This window comes from Rhodococcus sp. (in: high G+C Gram-positive bacteria) (assembly GCF_049591685.1).
Lineage (GTDB): Bacteria > Actinomycetota > Actinomycetes > Mycobacteriales > Mycobacteriaceae > Rhodococcoides.
Genome location: NZ_JBAWFH010000390.1, coordinates 1 through 15,936, shown reverse-complemented (window position 1 = coordinate 15,936; position 15,936 = coordinate 1). Strand labels below are relative to the sequence as shown.

Annotated in this window: 17 protein-coding genes and 1 pseudogene; 9 read left to right on the top strand and 9 right to left on the bottom strand. The window is 63.8% G+C overall.

Going from position 1 to position 15,936, the window contains the following annotated elements; translation table 11 throughout:
• Positions 1 to 1,156: sodium:solute symporter family transporter (locus WBQ44_RS16360; RefSeq protein WP_495567723.1), on the bottom strand; the 1,156-nt coding region annotated here is incomplete at its 3' end.
• A 171-nt stretch (positions 1,157 to 1,327) separates the two neighbouring features.
• Here WBQ44_RS16360 and WBQ44_RS16355 point away from each other — a divergent pair.
• From WBQ44_RS16355 to WBQ44_RS16345, 3 genes are read left to right on the top strand one after another with little or no spacing between them, the layout of a single operon-like run.
• Positions 1,328 to 2,110, top strand: coding sequence for a DeoR/GlpR family DNA-binding transcription regulator (locus WBQ44_RS16355; RefSeq protein ID WP_495567722.1), 783 nt, complete (start codon positions 1,328 to 1,330; stop codon positions 2,108 to 2,110).
• Positions 2,107 to 3,195 (top strand): galactose-1-phosphate uridylyltransferase, encoded by a 1,089-nt coding sequence (gene galT / locus WBQ44_RS16350; RefSeq protein ID WP_495567721.1) that lies wholly within the window; start codon positions 2,107 to 2,109, stop codon positions 3,193 to 3,195. The genes WBQ44_RS16355 and galT overlap by 4 nt, the downstream gene beginning before the upstream one ends.
• A gap of 2 nt (positions 3,196 to 3,197) precedes the next feature.
• Positions 3,198 to 4,280 carry a galactokinase gene (locus WBQ44_RS16345; RefSeq protein WP_495567725.1) on the top strand — a complete coding sequence of 361 codons (1,083 nt, stop codon included), beginning with the start codon at positions 3,198 to 3,200 and terminating at the stop codon, positions 4,278 to 4,280.
• Between the two features lie 59 nt (positions 4,281 to 4,339).
• Here the strand turns inward: WBQ44_RS16345 and WBQ44_RS16340 are convergent, their stop codons facing one another.
• Positions 4,340 to 4,990, bottom strand: coding sequence for a hypothetical protein (locus WBQ44_RS16340; protein ID WP_495567720.1), 651 nt, complete (start codon positions 4,988 to 4,990; stop codon positions 4,340 to 4,342).
• Between the two features lie 47 nt (positions 4,991 to 5,037).
• Between WBQ44_RS16340 and WBQ44_RS16335 the strand changes: the two genes are divergently transcribed.
• Together WBQ44_RS16335 and WBQ44_RS16330 are read left to right on the top strand one after the other, a co-directional pair.
• Positions 5,038 to 5,445, top strand: coding sequence for a DUF6992 family protein (locus WBQ44_RS16335; RefSeq protein WP_495567719.1), 408 nt, complete (start codon positions 5,038 to 5,040; stop codon positions 5,443 to 5,445).
• Between the two features lie 62 nt (positions 5,446 to 5,507).
• Complete coding sequence (locus tag WBQ44_RS16330) at positions 5,508 to 6,770, top strand: Nramp family divalent metal transporter (RefSeq protein WP_495567718.1); 1,263 nt, start codon at positions 5,508 to 5,510, stop codon at positions 6,768 to 6,770.
• 51 nt (positions 6,771 to 6,821) lie between these two features.
• Here WBQ44_RS16330 and WBQ44_RS16325 read toward each other — a convergent pair whose 3' ends face one another.
• Entirely contained in the window at positions 6,822 to 8,198 is a 1,377-nt protein-coding gene (locus tag WBQ44_RS16325) for an NAD-dependent succinate-semialdehyde dehydrogenase (protein WP_495567717.1), read from the bottom strand.
• Between the two features lie 229 nt (positions 8,199 to 8,427).
• Between WBQ44_RS16325 and WBQ44_RS16320 the strand changes: the two genes are divergently transcribed.
• Complete coding sequence (locus WBQ44_RS16320) at positions 8,428 to 9,681, top strand: glycoside hydrolase family 183 protein (protein ID WP_495567716.1); 1,254 nt, start codon at positions 8,428 to 8,430, stop codon at positions 9,679 to 9,681.
• A gap of 101 nt (positions 9,682 to 9,782) precedes the next feature.
• Here WBQ44_RS16320 and WBQ44_RS16315 read toward each other — a convergent pair whose 3' ends face one another.
• The 3 genes and pseudogenes from WBQ44_RS16315 to WBQ44_RS16305 form a co-directional block, all read right to left on the bottom strand.
• Positions 9,783 to 10,034, bottom strand: coding sequence for a DUF3253 domain-containing protein (locus tag WBQ44_RS16315; protein WP_495567724.1), 252 nt, complete (start codon positions 10,032 to 10,034; stop codon positions 9,783 to 9,785).
• Positions 10,035 to 10,049: 15 nt separating this feature from the next.
• Positions 10,050 to 10,178: pseudogene (locus WBQ44_RS16310) on the bottom strand (DUF2256 domain-containing protein); the annotation flags it as partial.
• Between the two features lie 20 nt (positions 10,179 to 10,198).
• Positions 10,199 to 10,816 (bottom strand): TetR family transcriptional regulator, encoded by a 618-nt coding sequence (locus WBQ44_RS16305; RefSeq protein ID WP_495567715.1) that lies wholly within the window; start codon positions 10,814 to 10,816, stop codon positions 10,199 to 10,201.
• A gap of 85 nt (positions 10,817 to 10,901) precedes the next feature.
• Between WBQ44_RS16305 and WBQ44_RS16300 the strand changes: the two genes are divergently transcribed.
• The 3 genes from WBQ44_RS16300 to WBQ44_RS16290 all read left to right on the top strand — a co-directional run bounded on the left by WBQ44_RS16300 (position 10,902) and on the right by WBQ44_RS16290 (position 14,316).
• Entirely contained in the window at positions 10,902 to 12,251 is a 1,350-nt protein-coding gene (locus tag WBQ44_RS16300; protein WP_495567714.1) for a cytochrome P450, read from the top strand.
• Positions 12,252 to 12,380: 129 nt separating this feature from the next.
• Positions 12,381 to 13,886: a SulP family inorganic anion transporter gene (locus WBQ44_RS16295; protein WP_495567713.1), complete on the top strand. Its 1,506-nt coding sequence runs from the start codon at positions 12,381 to 12,383 to the stop codon at positions 13,884 to 13,886.
• Positions 13,887 to 13,917: 31 nt separating this feature from the next.
• Positions 13,918 to 14,316: a MerR family transcriptional regulator gene (locus WBQ44_RS16290; protein ID WP_495567712.1), complete on the top strand. Its 399-nt coding sequence runs from the start codon at positions 13,918 to 13,920 to the stop codon at positions 14,314 to 14,316.
• Positions 14,317 to 14,325: 9 nt separating this feature from the next.
• Here WBQ44_RS16290 and WBQ44_RS16285 read toward each other — a convergent pair whose 3' ends face one another.
• The 3 genes from WBQ44_RS16285 to WBQ44_RS16275 form a co-directional block, all read right to left on the bottom strand.
• Positions 14,326 to 15,195, bottom strand: a complete 870-nt coding sequence (locus WBQ44_RS16285) for an alpha/beta fold hydrolase (protein ID WP_495567711.1) — start codon at positions 15,193 to 15,195, stop codon at positions 14,326 to 14,328.
• 56 nt (positions 15,196 to 15,251) lie between these two features.
• Complete coding sequence (locus WBQ44_RS16280; RefSeq protein WP_495567710.1) at positions 15,252 to 15,776, bottom strand: TauD/TfdA dioxygenase family protein; 525 nt, start codon at positions 15,774 to 15,776, stop codon at positions 15,252 to 15,254.
• Positions 15,701 to 15,936 (bottom strand): antibiotic biosynthesis monooxygenase family protein (locus WBQ44_RS16275; RefSeq protein WP_495567709.1); only part of this gene is annotated, 236 nt, incomplete at its 5' end. The genes WBQ44_RS16275 and WBQ44_RS16280, both read right to left, overlap by 76 nt.

The following is a 15,936-nucleotide window of genomic DNA, read 5'->3' as shown; positions in this document are numbered from 1 at the left end:
GGTCGTAGCTGAACACCGTGTTGAACGCGGAGATGTTCGCCGCCATACCGGCCATGAACGCAGCCATCAGACCGGCTACCGCAACTCCGAGAAGCCCGTTGGGCAGGATGTCGCGCATCATCAGAAGCATGGCGTCGTTGTAGGTGATGTCTCCGGTGCCGTTCTCCTTCAGGTTGATCATGTCGCCGATGGCTGCGGCGGCGATCATGCCGGGCACCACGACGACGAAGGGCACCAGCATCTTCGGGATGGCGCCGATGATCGGTGCGCGCCTCGCAGCCGACATCGAGCTCGAGGCCATGGCGCGCTGAACCTCGACGAAGTTGGTGGTCCAGTACCCGAACGAGAGCACGAATCCGAGTCCGAACACGATGCCGACGACGGACAGGATGGGGGAGTCGAAACCGCTGAGCGCCTGCCCCGGCCACGATGACATCTGCTCGCCCGCAGATGCGGTGACGGTGCCGTCGGTGACCGTCGGGACCACCTTCTCCTGCAGGCCGGACCATCCGCCGATCTTGATCAGACCGATGATGGTGAGCGGCACGAGTGCGGCGAGGATGACGAAGAACTGAAGGACCTCGTTGTAGATCGCCGCGGACAGTCCGCCGAGCACGGTGTAGGTCAACACGATGGCCGCAGCGACGATCAGCGACACCCAGAGTGTCCATCCGAGAAGCACTTTGACGACGGTGGCGAGCAAGAACAGGTTGACACCCGCGATGAGGATCTGGGCGACGGCGAAGCTGATGGCGTTGACCAGATGTGCGCGCGCGTCGAACCGCTTACGCATGAATTCGGGAACGCTGCGAACCTTCGAGCCGTAGTAGAACGGCATCATCACGACGCCGAGGAACAGCATCGCCGGAATGGCGCCGATCCAGTAGTAGTGCATGGTGGCGAGGCCGAGCTGAGCGCCGTTGGCCGACATGCCCATGATCTCGACGGCCCCGAGGTTGGCCGAGACGAAGGCGATGCCGGTGACCCAGGCGGGTAGGCGACGACCGGACAGGAAGAAGTCGAGGCTCGTCGACAACTGCCGTCGAGCCACGTATCCGATCCCGAGAACGAACACGAAATATACGGCAATGAGTACGTAGTCCAGCGCATTCGTGTTGAACGAAAGCACGCCTTCTGCCGCAAGAGTCGACGTCACGCGTCAACCTCCCTGGTTGAGTGAGCTGGCTCACTGATGTGAGCGATGTGAACACAAAGTAACAGATTCAAACAATTCCGTACATCAGATCCCCCGCTTTGCCGGTTCACTGTTTGGTAATGTTCGATTCATCGGTGGCCGTCGTGCCTAAAATTATTGAGGTAGGTGCCAATGCTGGCAGCGGAACGGCAGGGCGCGATCATCGCTGCGTTGCGAGCAGAAGGCGCGGTCAAGGTGGTCGAGCTCGCCGAGTTTCTCGGAGTTTCCGAGATGACGATCAGACGCGACCTCGACGCCCTGGACGAACGCGAAGTTCTCCGCAAGGTGCACGGCGGTGCCATCGCTCGGGGTAACCGCGGTGTCGAGCCACCGTCGACGGCCAAGGCCGCGCGCCAGCATGCGGAAAAGGTTGCCATCGGCCGGGCCGCGCTGAGAGCCGTCGACGACGGTATGACCATCGCCGTCAGTGCCGGTACGACGACGCTCGAACTGGCGCGGTTGCTGCGCGGCCGGTCGTCGATCACCGTCGTCACGAACTCGATCTCGATTTTCCAGGAGTTGACCGGCAATCCAACGGAAACCAATCCAATGGTCTACCTCACGGGCGGATCGCGTACGCCGTCGGACGCCTTGGTCGGACCGATCGCCAACGCCGCGCTCGACTCGTTTCGAGTCGATGCGGTGTTCCTCGGCGTGCACGGATTCGACATCGAGTCCGGATTGACCTCGCCCAATATGGCCGAGGCAGAGACGAACCGGAGACTGATCGCCACCAGTCGCCGCCTGTTCGTGCTCGCCGACAACACCAAGTACCGCGAGGTCGGAACCAATGTGTTCGCTCGCATGCAGGACATCGACACACTCGTCGTCGACGACGGTCTCGAGCCGCCGGACCGCGCCGAACTGGCGCCGCACGTCAAGAACATCTGGGTAGCCGATACGGAGAAGGCATGACCACCACGAAAGATCCGGTCCGCAGCGAGTTGGCGGACGGGCGCGAGATCCTGTTTTTCTCGTTGCCCGGCAACACCGCTCACCCGATACCGGACGTCAGACCCCTGGCCCCACGGGCTCAGACCACGCAGTCGGAGGTTCGGCGCGACAGACAGACCGGCGATTGGGTGGCCATTGCCGCGCTGCGTCAGGATCGGACGTACAAGCCGCCGGCGAATCAGTGTCCGTTGTGCCCGTCTCCCGAGGGGGACCGCAGCGAAGTCCCCGCCGCCGACTACGACGTTGTCGTCTTCGAGAACCGGTTTCCGTCGTTGTCGCACGCCGGTGACGGCGCGGACGTCCTCGACGCAAGTGCACTTCTCGCCCCGGGCGTCGGCCGCTGCGAGGTCATCTGCTTCTCGAGCGATCACACCACGTCGTTCGCCGAATTGAGCCGCGACCACGCGCGGCTGGTGGTCGACGCGTGGCGTGAGCGCACCGAGGCGATGTTCGCGCTGCAGGGCATCGAGCAGGTGTTCTGCTTCGAAAACCGCGGCGAGGAAATCGGGGTGACGCTCTCTCACCCACACGGGCAGATTTACGGCTACCCCTACCTGACGCCGCGAACCACCTCCATGTTGCGGCAAGCGGAGGCGTTCTCGAAAGCCCAGGGCGGCAACCTGTTCGCCGACATCCTTGCCTCCGAGGTGGCCGACGGTCGGCGAGTTCTCGTTACAGGCGAACACTTCACGGCGTTCGTTCCGTTCGCGGCGCGGTGGCCCGTCGAGGTACACATCTATTCCAATCGGCACGTGCACAATCTGACCGAACTTTCCGACGACGAGCTGAACGCGCTCACCGAGACGTACCTCGACGTGCTCGGACGTTTCGATCGCCTCTATCCGACCCCCCTGCCTTACATATCGGCGTTGCATCAGTACCGGGCCGACGGAATCCAGGCGCACGGATACTTCCACATCGAGCTCATGTCGGTGCGACGATCGGAGACGAAATTGAAATACCTGGCAGGGTCCGAATCGGCGATGGACGCGTTCATCACCGACGTGACGCCGGAGCAGATGGCCGACCGATTGAAGGCACTGTGAACATTGTTTCGGCGCAAGCGCCGGGCCGGATCAACCTGATCGGGGAGCACACCGACTACAACCAGGGCTTCGCCATGCCCATCGCTCTCGAACAGCGCACCACCGTACGTTTCGAACCCGACGGGTCCGATCGAATAACGTTGCGCAGCGCCGAGGAGGGTGACGGTGTCTCGTTCTCGATCAGCGCGAAACCTGGCGACGTCGACGGCTGGTCCGCTTACCCGGCCGGATCGGTGTGGGCCCTGTCCGAAGCGGGGCATCCTGCGGTGGGCGGCACCATGACCGTCAGCAGCGACGTTCCGATCGGCGCAGGACTGTCGTCGTCGGCAGCTCTCGAATGCGCTGTGCTGCTGGCCATGACGACTGCCACGGGAACCGAGTTGGATCGGCTCGAGCTGGCACGCATTGCACAGCGCGGCGAGAACGACTTCGTCGGTGCACCCACCGGACTGATGGATCAGCTCGCGTCGATGAACGGCGAGGTCGATCGGGCGCTGCTCATCGACTTCGACGATTCCTCGGTTCGACCGGTCGCGTTCGATCTCGAGGCCCACGATCTAGCCCTTCTGGTGTTCGATTCCAATGCCGCGCATCGGCATTCGACGGGAGAGTATGCCTTGCGTCGCGAATCCTGCACGAGGGCTGCGCATGCGTTGGGGGTCGACTCGCTCCGCCGCGTCCAGGGTGTGGACGGGGTCCTGAGCCGGATCGAAGACGAGGTGGACAGGCGTCGGGTCCGACACATCCTGACCGAGAACGAGCGGGTGCTCGCGTGCGCGAAAGCCATGTCCGAAGGCGACTTCCGTACGGTCGGTCTTCTGATGAGTGCATCGCAGGCGTCGATGCGCATGGACTTCGAGATCACCACCCCCCACATCGACCTCATCGCCGAGTCGGCAGTTCAGCACGGCGCCTGGGGTGCCCGAATGACCGGAGGCGGTTTCGGCGGATGCGTCATCTCAGTGGTGCCGGCCAATCGCGTCGGGCATATCGGTGAGGCCGTCACCGCCGACGTCATCGCCGGCGGTCACCCGAGGCCAACGGTGTTCACCACCACAGCGGGCGCAGGCGCCTCGGTTGTCTGAGTAGTCGGCTCGAATGCGGGCGAGCGCGCAGCGCCGGCGTCGTCTTGAACTAGTCGCCCTCAAGAGTTCGCGGACTGCTGGTCCACCAATTGCCGGTATGCCTCGGCGAGGAGGTCGGCGGCCAGGTCGTCGCTGTGCTCGGCTGTGTCGGCATCTGCCTCGTGCAGGAGGGAGATGTTCAGTGCGTAGGCGAGGTCGTCGAACATGTCGTCTTCGATGCCGAAATCCACCTCGGCGTCGTCGGTCAACAGGGCTCCGAGGTCGATGCGCCACGTCCACGTTTCGTGCGTGCCGTGAGTTCCCCTTGCCGCGGTGACGACCTCGTTCGACACCGTCAATCGTTCGTCCGAGAAGCCGTCGGGCACGGCAGTCTCGACGGTCATCTCGAGTTCGATCGAATCGTCTTCGCCCGCGAACTCGGTGACGACGACGGTATCGAGGGTGCCGCACGTGAGGGTGAGCAGCCTGCGTTCGGTGCCTGCGCGGTGCGCGGGCGGGAGTGCGGCGACGGTCCAGCCCCGCCCCTGCGTCGCGGCCGGGTCGGGAATCGTCGCGTTGATGTAGTCGGCGACGATGTTCTTGATGTCCGGGTAGGCAATGTGATCGGACAGTGCCCAAAATCTGGCTCGTTCGGCGGGAGCAGAGCCCGTCAGCAGCGTCGTGCGCGCCGCGCGGTCGGCCGGAAATGCGAATTCGTGGGTTGACGCCATGACTGTCGATCTAACTACACGGCGGCGAGCACGGCACACTGCGATGTATGACCTCGAAGACTGCAGAACACGTCGCCGCAAAACTCGTCCGCTCACTCACCGTCTGGGGAGGTGCGAGCACAGTGGCCGGGGGAGTGCTGGCACTGACCGGCGCAACACCCGCGAAGAGGGCCTTCGGTCAGCAGACCGCGGGGTGGGGCGCCATCGACCTTGCAATCGCGGCGGTGGCAGCTGCGCGTCCGGCGCCGACATCGTCGTCTCGATTACGCACCGTGCTCGTCGTCAACGCAGGACTCGATGTCCTCTATGTCGCGGCGGGCACATATATTGCCGCGCGTCGGCCGAGCTTCGGCGGACGCCTCTCGCGGGCGGAGTCCTTGGCACATGGTGCTGCGATCACGGTGCAGGGAGCGGCGCTGCTGATTCTCGACACCACTCACGCACGAGAGCTGTAAACGGCCTGCGGGCATCGAAGGCGCAACTAGAGTCACGCACAACCAACTCCAGGAGGCCAACGATGACCGAACACGATGCAGAGTCGACGGCACCGCCGAAATGGAAGGTGGTCGGCCCCGGGTTGGTCGTCGCCGCAACAGGTATCGGCGCGGCCGACCTGGTTGCGACGCTGATCGCCGGATCGAGGTACGGCTACGCGCTGCTGTGGGTCATCGTCGTCGGCGTCGTATTGAAGGTCGTTCTGGTCGAGGGCGCGGGACGCTACACGTTGGCGTCGGGCAAGACGATCTTCGAGGGCTGGCGATCCATCGGCAAGTGGACGACGTTCTACTTCGCGCCGTACATCGTGATCTGGGGCTTCGTCTACGGGGCCGCAGCAATGTCGTCGAGTGCCCTGCCGATCGTTGCGCTGTTCCCGTCTCTCGACCTCAAGCTCGTCGCGATCGCATCGGGCATTCTTGGATTCGCGCTTATCTGGTTCGGCAGCTACGGCATGTTCGAGAAGATCATCACCGTGTTGGTCGGCATCATGTTCGTGACCGTCGTCGGTGCGGCCGTGGTGGCCGTTCCCAACGTTCCGGCCATTCTCAAAGGGTTGGTTCCGACCATTCCCGACGGCTCCATCATCTACGTCCTGGGACTCGCGGGCGGTGTCGGTGGCACCATCACGTTGGCGGCGTACGGATACTGGCTGCGCGAGAAGGGCTGGATCACACCGAAGTTCATGAGGGTCATGCGCATCGACAACACGATGGCCTACGTGATTTCCGGCGTTTTTGTCATGGCGATGCTCGTCGTCGGGGCCGAGTTGCTGTACTCGGCGCAGATCGCCATCAGCACCGGCGACCAGGGACTGATCCAGCTCGCCGACGTGCTCACCGACCGCTACGGAACGCTCTTCGGTCATGTCTTTCTGATCGGATTCTGGGCTGCGTCGTTCTCGTCGTTGATCGGCGTGTGGAACGGTGTGAGCCTCATGTTCGCGGACTTCGTCGGCAACCTGCGAGGTCTGCCGGAGGGACACGCGGATACGCGGGTCGGAGGCAAGTATTTCCGGTGGTACGTCGCGTGGCTGACGTTTCCTCCGATGGTTCTGCTCTGGCTCGATCAGCCCATCGGGCTGGTGCTCGCCTACGGCGTCCTCGGCGCCCTGTTCATGCCGTTTCTCGCGGTGACGTTGTTGATTCTGCTCAACTCCGATCGAGTTCCTCGCAATTGGCGCAACGGAATCGCGACCAATCTGACGCTCGGACTGTGCACATTCCTCTTCGCGTGCCTCGCCGTGGATCAGGTGCGCGGCGTACTCGACAAATACGTGTTCTGACGCAGAAGGCCGGGTCGGTGATCACCGACCCGGCCTGTTCTGTCTGAGTTCCTACGACTTGGACACGCGAACGAGCTTCTTGTTGACGAACTCGTCCATGCCCCATGGGCCGAGTTCACGGCCGACGCCCGAGCGCTTGACGCCACCGAACGGGAGGCCGGGGAGCGTGGTGCCGTGCTCGTTGACGAACGCCATTCCGACGTCGAGTTGCTCGGCAACCGTGCGGGCATTGTCGAGGTCGGTGCTCCACACCGATCCGCTGAGTCCGAAGACCGACTCGTTTGCCAACGCGATCGCTTCCTCGGCGTCGGCCACCTTGTAGACCACACCGGCGGGCCCGAACAGTTCTTCACTGTAAGCCCGCATGTCCGGAGTGAAGTCGGTGAGCAAGGTGGGCTGAACGTAGGCGCCCGGCCCGTCGATCTTCTTGCCGCCGGTAAGGACGGTCGCACCCTTGGCGACGGCGTCGTCGATCTGCTCGATCAGTGCGTCGGCGGCGGTCTGCGACGACAGCGGGCCGAGCACCGTGTTGTCGTCGAGCGGGTCGCCCGTCTCGGTTGCGGCGAACGCGTCGGTCAATTTGGCGACGAACTCGTCGTAATACGGCTCTGTCACCAGGATTCGCTTCGCTGCGTTGCATGCTTGGCCGGCGTTGGAAAGCCGCGCACGCGCAGCCGAGGCCACGGTCGCGTCCATGTCGTCGGAGTCGAGGACGATGAAGACGTCGCTGCCGCCCAGTTCGAGCACTACCTTCTTGAGGTTCCGTCCGGCGGTCTCCGCGACGGAGGTGCCTGCACGCTCGCTACCGGTGAGGCTCACACCCTGCACGCGCGGGTCCGCGATCATGTCGGCGATCTGGTCGTTGCTGGCGAAGATGTTGACGTAGGCGTCTTTCGGCAGCCCGGCCTGATGGAAGATCTCCTCCATCAACAGCGCCGACTGCGGACAGTTCGGCGCGTGCTTGAGCAGAACGGTGTTGCCCAGCATCAGATTCGGCGCGGCGAAGCGAGCAACTTGGTAGTACGGGAAGTTCCAGGGCATGACGCCGACGAGGGCGCCGATCGGCTTGCGTTGCACGACGGACTCTTCTGCTCCGGGAACGTCGAGTCGCTCCTCCTGCAGGAGGGCTGGGCCGTGGTCTGCGTAGTACTGGTAAATGGCAGACGAGAGCTCGACCTCGCCCTTCGCCTCGGTCAGGGGCTTGCCCATCTCGAGGGAAATGCTGCGAGCCAGTTCGTCGGTTCGTTCGGCGTAGATGTCGGCAACCTTGTGCAGGATCTCTGCCCGGTGCTGGGGTGACGTGTTGCGCAAGGTCTGGTATCCGGCGTGCGCTGATGCCAGCGCGCGTTCGACGCCCGAGGCATCGAGAGTGTCGAACTCCTTGACGGTTGTGCCGTTTGCGGGATTGACAGTCTTGTAGGTCGTCATACCTGTACAACGGCGCGGCGGTCGACGGTTGTTCCTGCGACTCATGGTCAATTGCGGCGCTGCTGGTCCACCGCGTGCCGACAGAACCACATCCCTGTAATTCCCGCCCATCGCGATTTGTCAAGTATCGACACGCCTCATTTGTTGCGTGGGGCTACGGAATGCGTAACACTCACCACATCAGTCACAGACATAACTTCCGTCACACACGTAACCGGTGAGGTCATGTATGCGCGCTCGTAACCGTCAGCTAGTGGTAGGAACCGTCCTGACATTGGTAGCGGGTGGACTGTCGGTCCTCTCGTCGCCCGTGGCGTCGGCCGAGCCGTGTGGCGGAATCGGTGGCCCCGGTTCATCGCCGCTGTTCGGGTCCTCGGGCAGCGCAGGCGGCGGACCGGGCAAGGATCCGAGGGGGCCGCAGGGCCCGCTTCCGCGGATCTCGGGCAACGCCACCTCGGTTGCCTGGGTGACCGGACCGCTCAGCGACAACGACACCTACGACCGCTTCGGCATCTCCGGCACAGACCTCGGCATCAGCTGGGACAACGGCCGAGGCCAGACGCTCATGGCGTTCGGCGACACCTTCGGCAACTGCTCAATCGCGGGTTCCCAGTGGCGAAGCAACGTGCTGATGCGCTCGAACGACACCAACCTCGTCGACGGCATCACCGTCGGCAATGCTGTTCCCGGCGACTCGACATCCGGAGCCGTCGTCCAGGCATCCGCGCCGACATTTGCCAGCGAGGTCGTACCCAGCCTCGGGCTCGCAGGCGTCGAGGACACCGTCATTCCCACCGCCGCGATATCGATCGGCGACACCCAGTTCATGAACTACATGTCGGTGCGCGAGTGGGGGGCGCCGGGCCGGTGGGTCACCAACTTCTCGGCTATTGCCACATCCGCGGACAACGGTCAGACCTGGACGACAGCACCCGCCACGATCCGCGCCAATGCGGGATTCACGATCCCCGGCATCGAACAGGTCGAGGAAAGCAACGGCAAGTTCCAGATGAACGCGTACGCCGAAAGTCCCGACGAACAGTGGATCTACCAGTTCGGCACGCCCAACGGCCGTTTCGGTGCGGCGTTCCTCGCGCGGGTCAAGCCCGCTGACATTCTGAATCTCGGCGCGTACGAATACTCGGCCGGCGACAAAGGCTGGACCGAGAACGTCGGCGACTCCGTTGCTGTTGTCCGTGAACCCGTCAGCGAAATGTCGGTGGCGTGGAACGACACTCTGCAGCGATACGTGATGCTGTACGGCAACGAAGTGGACCGCACCATCGTCGGCCGCACCGCGGAAAAGCCGGAAGGTCCGTGGAGTGCGCCCAAGGTTCTGTTGAACGCGGTCGAAACGGCCGGCGGCATCTACGCGCCCTACATCCACCCGCTCTCGAACGGCAAGGACCTGTACTTCACTGCCTCGCGCTGGTCCGACTACAACGTGATGCTCCTGCGCACCAGCCTGGACGTGCTGCGGTAGGCGCTCCGCGCCGGTGTGTGAAAAGTGCTGTTCCAACAACACTTTTGGCACACGGGTGGCGGAGCCGCATGTCACACGGGTGGCGGAGCCGCATAAGCCGCCTACCGCTTCCAGCGGATCCTGATCGGGCCCTTGGCGGTCGAGGGGTCGATCACCGTGCCTTTTTGGGTGATCTCGACTTCGCCTGCATCGACCATTCGGCGGGCGGCTCGGCGGACGGGTTCCATCAGCTCACGCCAGTCGTTGTCGGACAGTGCGCGGGCGACGTCGGACGGGCAGATGGTGGAGTCGCGGGAGCGGGCGTCGAGCAGTTCGCGAATCTTGTCCTCGAGAGCGCGATCCGAGGTGCTCACCTTGTTTCGCCTGCACGCGTCGCTGCAGTATTTGATGTCATCCCAGTTCTTCTCCCACTTTTTTCGCCACTCGATTCGGCGACCGCAGGATGCACACGTCTTGTCCGGTGGGGTCGACGGTGTCGATCGCTTCGTGTGGGCCACTGTCGCTACTGTAGCTTCGGTCAGCGGTGGGCGGCCGACAGGAATTGGTGGGTTGCGGCGTCGATGATCTGCGCGGGCGTCACGTCGATTTCGTCGGACAGCCAGGCGACGACCAGTTCGGCGAGCCCGCCGATGAACAGCAGACCGTTGATTTCCGACTGCGGCTGCGGCCACGCTCGGTCACCGAACAGGGTGCGCGCTTCGTGCGCGACGACCCGCGAGAATTCGCGCATCAGTTCGCGGCGATGAGCCCGGAGCGAGTCGACTGCTGCCGATTCGATCATCGCCACCTTTCCTTTGCGCCGGTCCTCGGTGAGAACGGTGACGAAGGCTGCGATCGCATTTTCGACCTGCTGCTCGACGGTCGCTGCGGGGGAGTGCAGCGCCTCGATGGCTGCGACGCGGATTTCGTTGGACACCGCGTCGACAACCTGCGTCAGTGCGTCGTCCCTGCTGGTGAAGCTCTCGTAGAAGTACCGCTCGGTGAGTTTGGCCTGGGCACAGATCGCGGTCATGGTGGCTCCGGCTGCGCCTGCGCTGGCAAACACCTCGAGCGCGGCGTCGAGCAATCGTGCTCGGCGGTCCGCTGCCCGGTCGTCGGCGCTCATGCCGGCGTAGCGGCGCGTCGTGGGAGTCATGGATAGATGTTGACAGGTCCGCTCGGTGTGACGCACACTACATCCAATCTGACATGACACCCTGTCAGATCGACGGAGGTACACCATGGCTCACATCTTGGCCGCTCCACCTGCACGTTCGACGCTCAACCCGGTAGCCGGCGACGGCGGTATGCCCCTCATTGGACACACCCTCGAATACATCCGAGACCCGCTCGCGCTGTTTCGAAGTCGGTGGGAGAAGTACGGCGAAGTGTCGTGGCTGACGATGGCAGGCAAGCGGTGGATAACGGTCCTCGGTCCGGACGCCTGCCAGGAGGTTCTGCAGAACAAGGACAAGGCCTTCGTCAACAGCGACGGGTGGTCGCTGCTGATCGGTCCGTTCTTCCACGGCGGACTCATGCTCCTGGACTCCGACGAGCACATGCGGCATCGCCGAATCATGCAGCAGGCGTTCACCCGCGATCGGCTCACCAGGTCGGTCGAATCGCTCAATCCGGTGGTGGACATCGGGCTCGACGCCTGGCCCGACGCCGATGGTTTTCGCGTCTATCCGGCGCTCAAGGCGCTCACCCTCGATGTCGCGACGCAGATTTTCATGGGTGGTGCGGAGGGGGCGACCGAGTCCGAGATCGATTCGGTGAACGCCAGTTTCATCGCGTGCGTTCAAGCTGCGACATCCATCGTGCGGTACCGGTTGCCGGGTACCCGCTGGAAGCGCGGACTCGACGGCCGGAAAGTGCTCGAGGATTTCTTTCGACGGTATCTGCCGGCCCGGCGAGCCGAGGAGACGGACGATCTGTTCTCGGTGCTGTGCCACATCGAACACGAGGGTCAGCGTTTCAGCGACGACGAGGTCGTCGACCATATGATATTCCTGCTCATGGCGGCCCACGACACGTCGACCATCACATTGTCGACGATGATGCAGTACCTGGGCCAGCATCCGGAGTGGATGAAGAAGTGTCGGGCGGAGTCCGAGGCCCTGGGTGTCGCCGCGCCGACACTTGCGCAGTTGGACGAACTCGTCTCCGTCGACCTGGTGATGAAGGAGTGCCTCCGGTTGGTTTCGCCTACTCCTGTGGTCGCGCGCCGGGCCGTGAAGGACACCGAGGTGCAGGGCCACTTCGTTCCGGCGGGCACGTACGCATCGGTTGCGCCGCACTTCACCCATCACATGGATCGGTACTGGCCCGAGCCGGAGAAGTTCGATCCTGGCCGGTTCGACGACGACCGTCGGGAAGACAAAGTGCATCGGTATGCCTGGGAGCCATTCGGCGGGGGCGTGCACAAGTGCATCGGCATGTTCTTCGCGGGCGCGGAGATCAAGACGATCATGCACCACCTGTTGCTCCGGTTCGACTGGGACGTCGACCCCAATTACGTTGCGCCACTCAATTTCACTTCGCTCCCGTTCCCGGAGGATGGTCAACCGGTGAATATTCGGAGCCGATAGTGGGCGGCCGCGATTCGTAACCTACCCTCCCGTGAGAGTAGAGTTTGGCGCACAGGTTCGATCCGCGTCCGCATTTCGCCGACGCGTACGAAATCCTCCGTCATACTCATCGCATTCATGGGAGTTCGCATGTCGCCATCACCCACGGCCCCACCGGCCGCCGAGGGTAATTCGGTACTCGGGGCGCTCCGATCACCGCGTCGCCTCAAAACCGAGGTGCTCGCCGGCCTCGTGGTCGCGTTGGCCCTCATCCCGGAAGCGATCTCGTTCTCCATCATTGCCGGGGTCGATCCTCGGGTCGGGCTGTTCGCGTCCTTCACGATGGCCGTCACGATCTCCATCGTCGGCGGCCGTCCCGCCATGATCTCCGCCGCCACCGGTGCCATTGCGCTGGTGGTGGCGCCGCTTGCCCGTGAGTACGGCCTCGATTACCTCATTGCTGCGGTCATTCTGGGCGGGGTATTGCAGGTGGTGCTCGCTGCGCTCGGAGTGGCGAAGTTGATGCGGTTCATCCCCCGCAGCGTGATGGTGGGCTTCGTCAACGCGCTCGCGATCCTCATCTTCAGCTCCCAGGTGCCCTACCTCATCGGTGTTCCGTGGCTCGTGTATCCGATGGTCGCCGTCGGACTGGCCATCATGGTGTTTCTGCCGAAGCTCACCACGGTCATCCCGGCGCCCCTGGTAGCGATCGTTCTGCTGACAGCTGCGACCATCGTGTTCGCGCTGGCAGTTCCCGACGTCGGTGACGAAGGGGAATTGCCGTCGTCGCTGCCGTCCTTCTTGATCCCCGACATTCCGTACACCTTGGACACACTTTCGGTCATCGCCCCGTTCTCGCTGGCGATCGCCCTGGTGGGGCTCCTCGAGTCGCTGATGACCGCGAAACTCGTCGATGACATCACCGACACACGCTCGAACAAGACCCGGGAGGCATGGGGTCAGGGTGTCGCCAACCTGGTCACCGGATTCACCGGGGGCATGGGCGGTTGCGCGATGATCGGCCAGACGATGATCAACGTCAAGGTGTCCGGTGCGCGAACCCGGATTTCGACGTTCCTCGCTGGCGTATTCCTGCTCGTGCTGGTGGTCGGACTCGGCGACATCGTCGCACTCATTCCGATGGCCGCACTCGTCGCGGTGATGATCATGGTGTCGGTGGGCACGTTCGACTGGCACAGCATCGCTCCGAAGACGTTGCGCCGCATGCCGAAGAGCGAGACGTTGGTTATGGTCGTCACCGTGGCCGTCACCGTCGCCACGCACAACCTCGCCTACGGCGTCGTCGTCGGTGTCGTCACCGCGATGGTGCTGTTCGCGCGTCGCGTCGCGCATCTCACCGAGGTGGTCGACGTCGCGCATCCGGACGAGGACACCCGTGTCTACAAGGTGACGGGTGAGTTGTTCTTCGCGTCCAGCAACGACCTGATCTACCAGTTCGACTACGTCGGTGACCCGAAGAACGTCGTCATCGATCTGTCCGAATCGCATATCTGGGACGCCTCGACCGTCGCCACGCTCGACGCGATCACCACCAAGTACGCGGCCAAGGGCAAGACCGTCCAGATCGTCGGACTCAACGCGCCGTCGGTCGAGCGGCACGATCGGCTCAGCGGCAAGCTCGGCGCCGGACACTGACCTCCATCCTCGTTCGAAGGGAGCGCACGATATGACCGCCGGCCCCGAAGTGCGGATGCAGATCGGTGAGGTCGCGCAGCGCACGGAGCTCTCGATCCGCACGCTGCGCCACTACGACGAGGTGGGCCTGGTGACGCCGTCGGCGCGCAGTGCCGGCGGCTTTCGGTTGTACACCGACGCCGATGTCGAGCGGCTGCTGGTGATCCGACGCATGAAGCCGCTCGAGTTCACACTGGCGGAGATGAAACAGCTGCTCGAGTCACTCGACGTACTCGGCGATCCGGCGTCGACCACCGAGCAGCGCAGCGCTGCAACGGCATTCGTCGACGAGTGTCACGCCAAAGCGCAGGACAGTTGCGTCACGCTGCGTCGGCGGTTGTCGTACGCAGAGGAGTTGACGGCATTGCTGTCCCGGCTCGGCTCTTCCTGAGGTCCGCCGCTAGCGCACGTCACTGTGGTCGGTGAGCCACCGAATGATGTCGGCGGTGACCTCGTCGCGGTTGGTTTCGTTGACGAGTTCGTGCCGGGCGCCGGGGTAGATGGTGCCGGTGACGTCGCTCAGTCCCGCTTCGCGGTAGCGCCCGGCAAGTGTCTCGATCAGCTGGCCACCGCCCGCGAGCGGATCGTCCGAGCCGGACACCAGGAGCATCGGCAGCTGGGATCGAATTTCTCCGAGCCGGTGCGGGTCCGCGAGCTTGTCGGCCTCGCCGAACAGCGCCGGCACCGTGCTCGCCGGTAGGTCGAACCCGCACAGTGGGTCCGCGACGTACGCGTCCACTTCGGCCTCGTCGCGGGAGAGCCATTCGTAGCCGGTGCGGTGCTCGAACGCAGAGTTGAACACACTGAGATCCCCGGCGGGCGCGTCGGCCATGCCCGCTGCCATCACGTCCAGTGCAGTGGACCCGGACAGGACGACGCCCTCGTACAGGTCCGACCGCTCCACCAGGAGATGCTGCGCGGCAAACGAACCCATCGAGTGCGCGAACAGGAACAGTGGCAGATCCGGATACTCCAGGAGGACGAATTCGCCCAGCTGCTCGATGTCCGCCCACAGGGCGGCGAACCCCTCGGCGCCGAAGTCGCCCGGTGTGCCGGTGATCGACGCTCCGTGTCCACGGTGATCGGAGGCGACGACGTGGAATCCCGCACCGTTCAACGCGGCGGCGAAACGCGCGTAGCGGATCCCGTGCTCGGCGAGCCCGTGCGCGATCTGCACGACGCCGCGGACGGGTTCGGCTGTTGCCGGCCACGTGTACGTGCTGATCTTCAGATCGTCCCGCTTCGAGATGAACGACGATGCGTTGGCCACGGCAAGCTCCTTCGGCGCTGAGGGGGTCTCGCCCCGAGCGTATCCCTCGGGGCGCGTCAGCTCGCGTCGATCACCGAGTACGCCGTCGCATCGCCTGCGATGGACCGACTGGCCACGCCGTCGACGCCGACCGGGACGTCGCCCGCCAACGTGATGCGCTCGAGGCGTCGGTACTGGTTGCCGTAGTCCGCGACGGCGTAGTGCTGCGTCGCGCGGTTGTCCCAGATGGCGACGTCGCCCAGCTGCCACGACCACCGAGTCGTGTTCTCCAGCTTCGTCACTCGGTCCTGCAGCAGCGTGAACTGCGTCTGCGATTCCTTGGTCGACAAGCCGACGAACGACTTGACGAAGTGTCCGAGAACCAATGTCTTCTCGCCGGTCACAGTTCCTCCGGTGCGTGCAACGGGACCGCGGGTCAGCGGCTCTCGACAAGAACGTACGGAGATGGCCGGGCGATGAACACAGTTCTGATCAGCGTGATTTTGAAGCGTCGGTCTGCGGAAAGTCAGGCGTCCAACACGAGCGCAAAGTGCTCGACGACGGGGAACGGGTCGTAGAAGTGGTGAAGTAGTGACTTCCATTCCTGATAGCCCTCGGACCCCCGGAAGCCGTCGGTGTGGTCCTCGAGCACCGTCCACTCGACCAGCAAGAGATATCGGTGGGGGCTTTCGATACCGCGCGAAAGCCGCAGACTCTCGAATCCGGGCATCGACGAGATGATCGATTTCGCCTGTCCGAAGG

What these genes read in the sequence shown, in the direction of transcription:
- WBQ44_RS16355 (WP_495567722.1), top strand. Translation starts at nt 1,328, where the DNA reads ATGCTGGCAGCGGAACGGCAGGGCGCGATCATCGCTGCGTTGCGAGCA.
- galT (WP_495567721.1), top strand. Translation starts at nt 2,107, where the DNA reads ATGACCACCACGAAAGATCCGGTCCGCAGCGAGTTGGCGGACGGGCGC.
- WBQ44_RS16340 (WP_495567720.1), bottom strand. Translation starts at nt 4,990, where the DNA reads ATGGCGTCAACCCACGAATTCGCATTTCCGGCCGACCGCGCGGCGCGC.
- WBQ44_RS16335 (WP_495567719.1), top strand. Translation starts at nt 5,038, where the DNA reads ATGACCTCGAAGACTGCAGAACACGTCGCCGCAAAACTCGTCCGCTCA.
- WBQ44_RS16330 (WP_495567718.1), top strand. Translation starts at nt 5,508, where the DNA reads ATGACCGAACACGATGCAGAGTCGACGGCACCGCCGAAATGGAAGGTG.
- WBQ44_RS16325 (WP_495567717.1), bottom strand. Translation starts at nt 8,198, where the DNA reads ATGACGACCTACAAGACTGTCAATCCCGCAAACGGCACAACCGTCAAG.
- WBQ44_RS16320 (WP_495567716.1), top strand. Translation starts at nt 8,428, where the DNA reads ATGCGCGCTCGTAACCGTCAGCTAGTGGTAGGAACCGTCCTGACATTG.
- WBQ44_RS16305 (WP_495567715.1), bottom strand. Translation starts at nt 10,816, where the DNA reads ATGACTCCCACGACGCGCCGCTACGCCGGCATGAGCGCCGACGACCGG.
- WBQ44_RS16300 (WP_495567714.1), top strand. Translation starts at nt 10,902, where the DNA reads ATGGCTCACATCTTGGCCGCTCCACCTGCACGTTCGACGCTCAACCCG.
- WBQ44_RS16295 (WP_495567713.1), top strand. Translation starts at nt 12,381, where the DNA reads ATGTCGCCATCACCCACGGCCCCACCGGCCGCCGAGGGTAATTCGGTA.
- WBQ44_RS16290 (WP_495567712.1), top strand. Translation starts at nt 13,918, where the DNA reads ATGACCGCCGGCCCCGAAGTGCGGATGCAGATCGGTGAGGTCGCGCAG.
- WBQ44_RS16280 (WP_495567710.1), bottom strand. Translation starts at nt 15,776, where the DNA reads ATGGAAGTCACTACTTCACCACTTCTACGACCCGTTCCCCGTCGTCGA.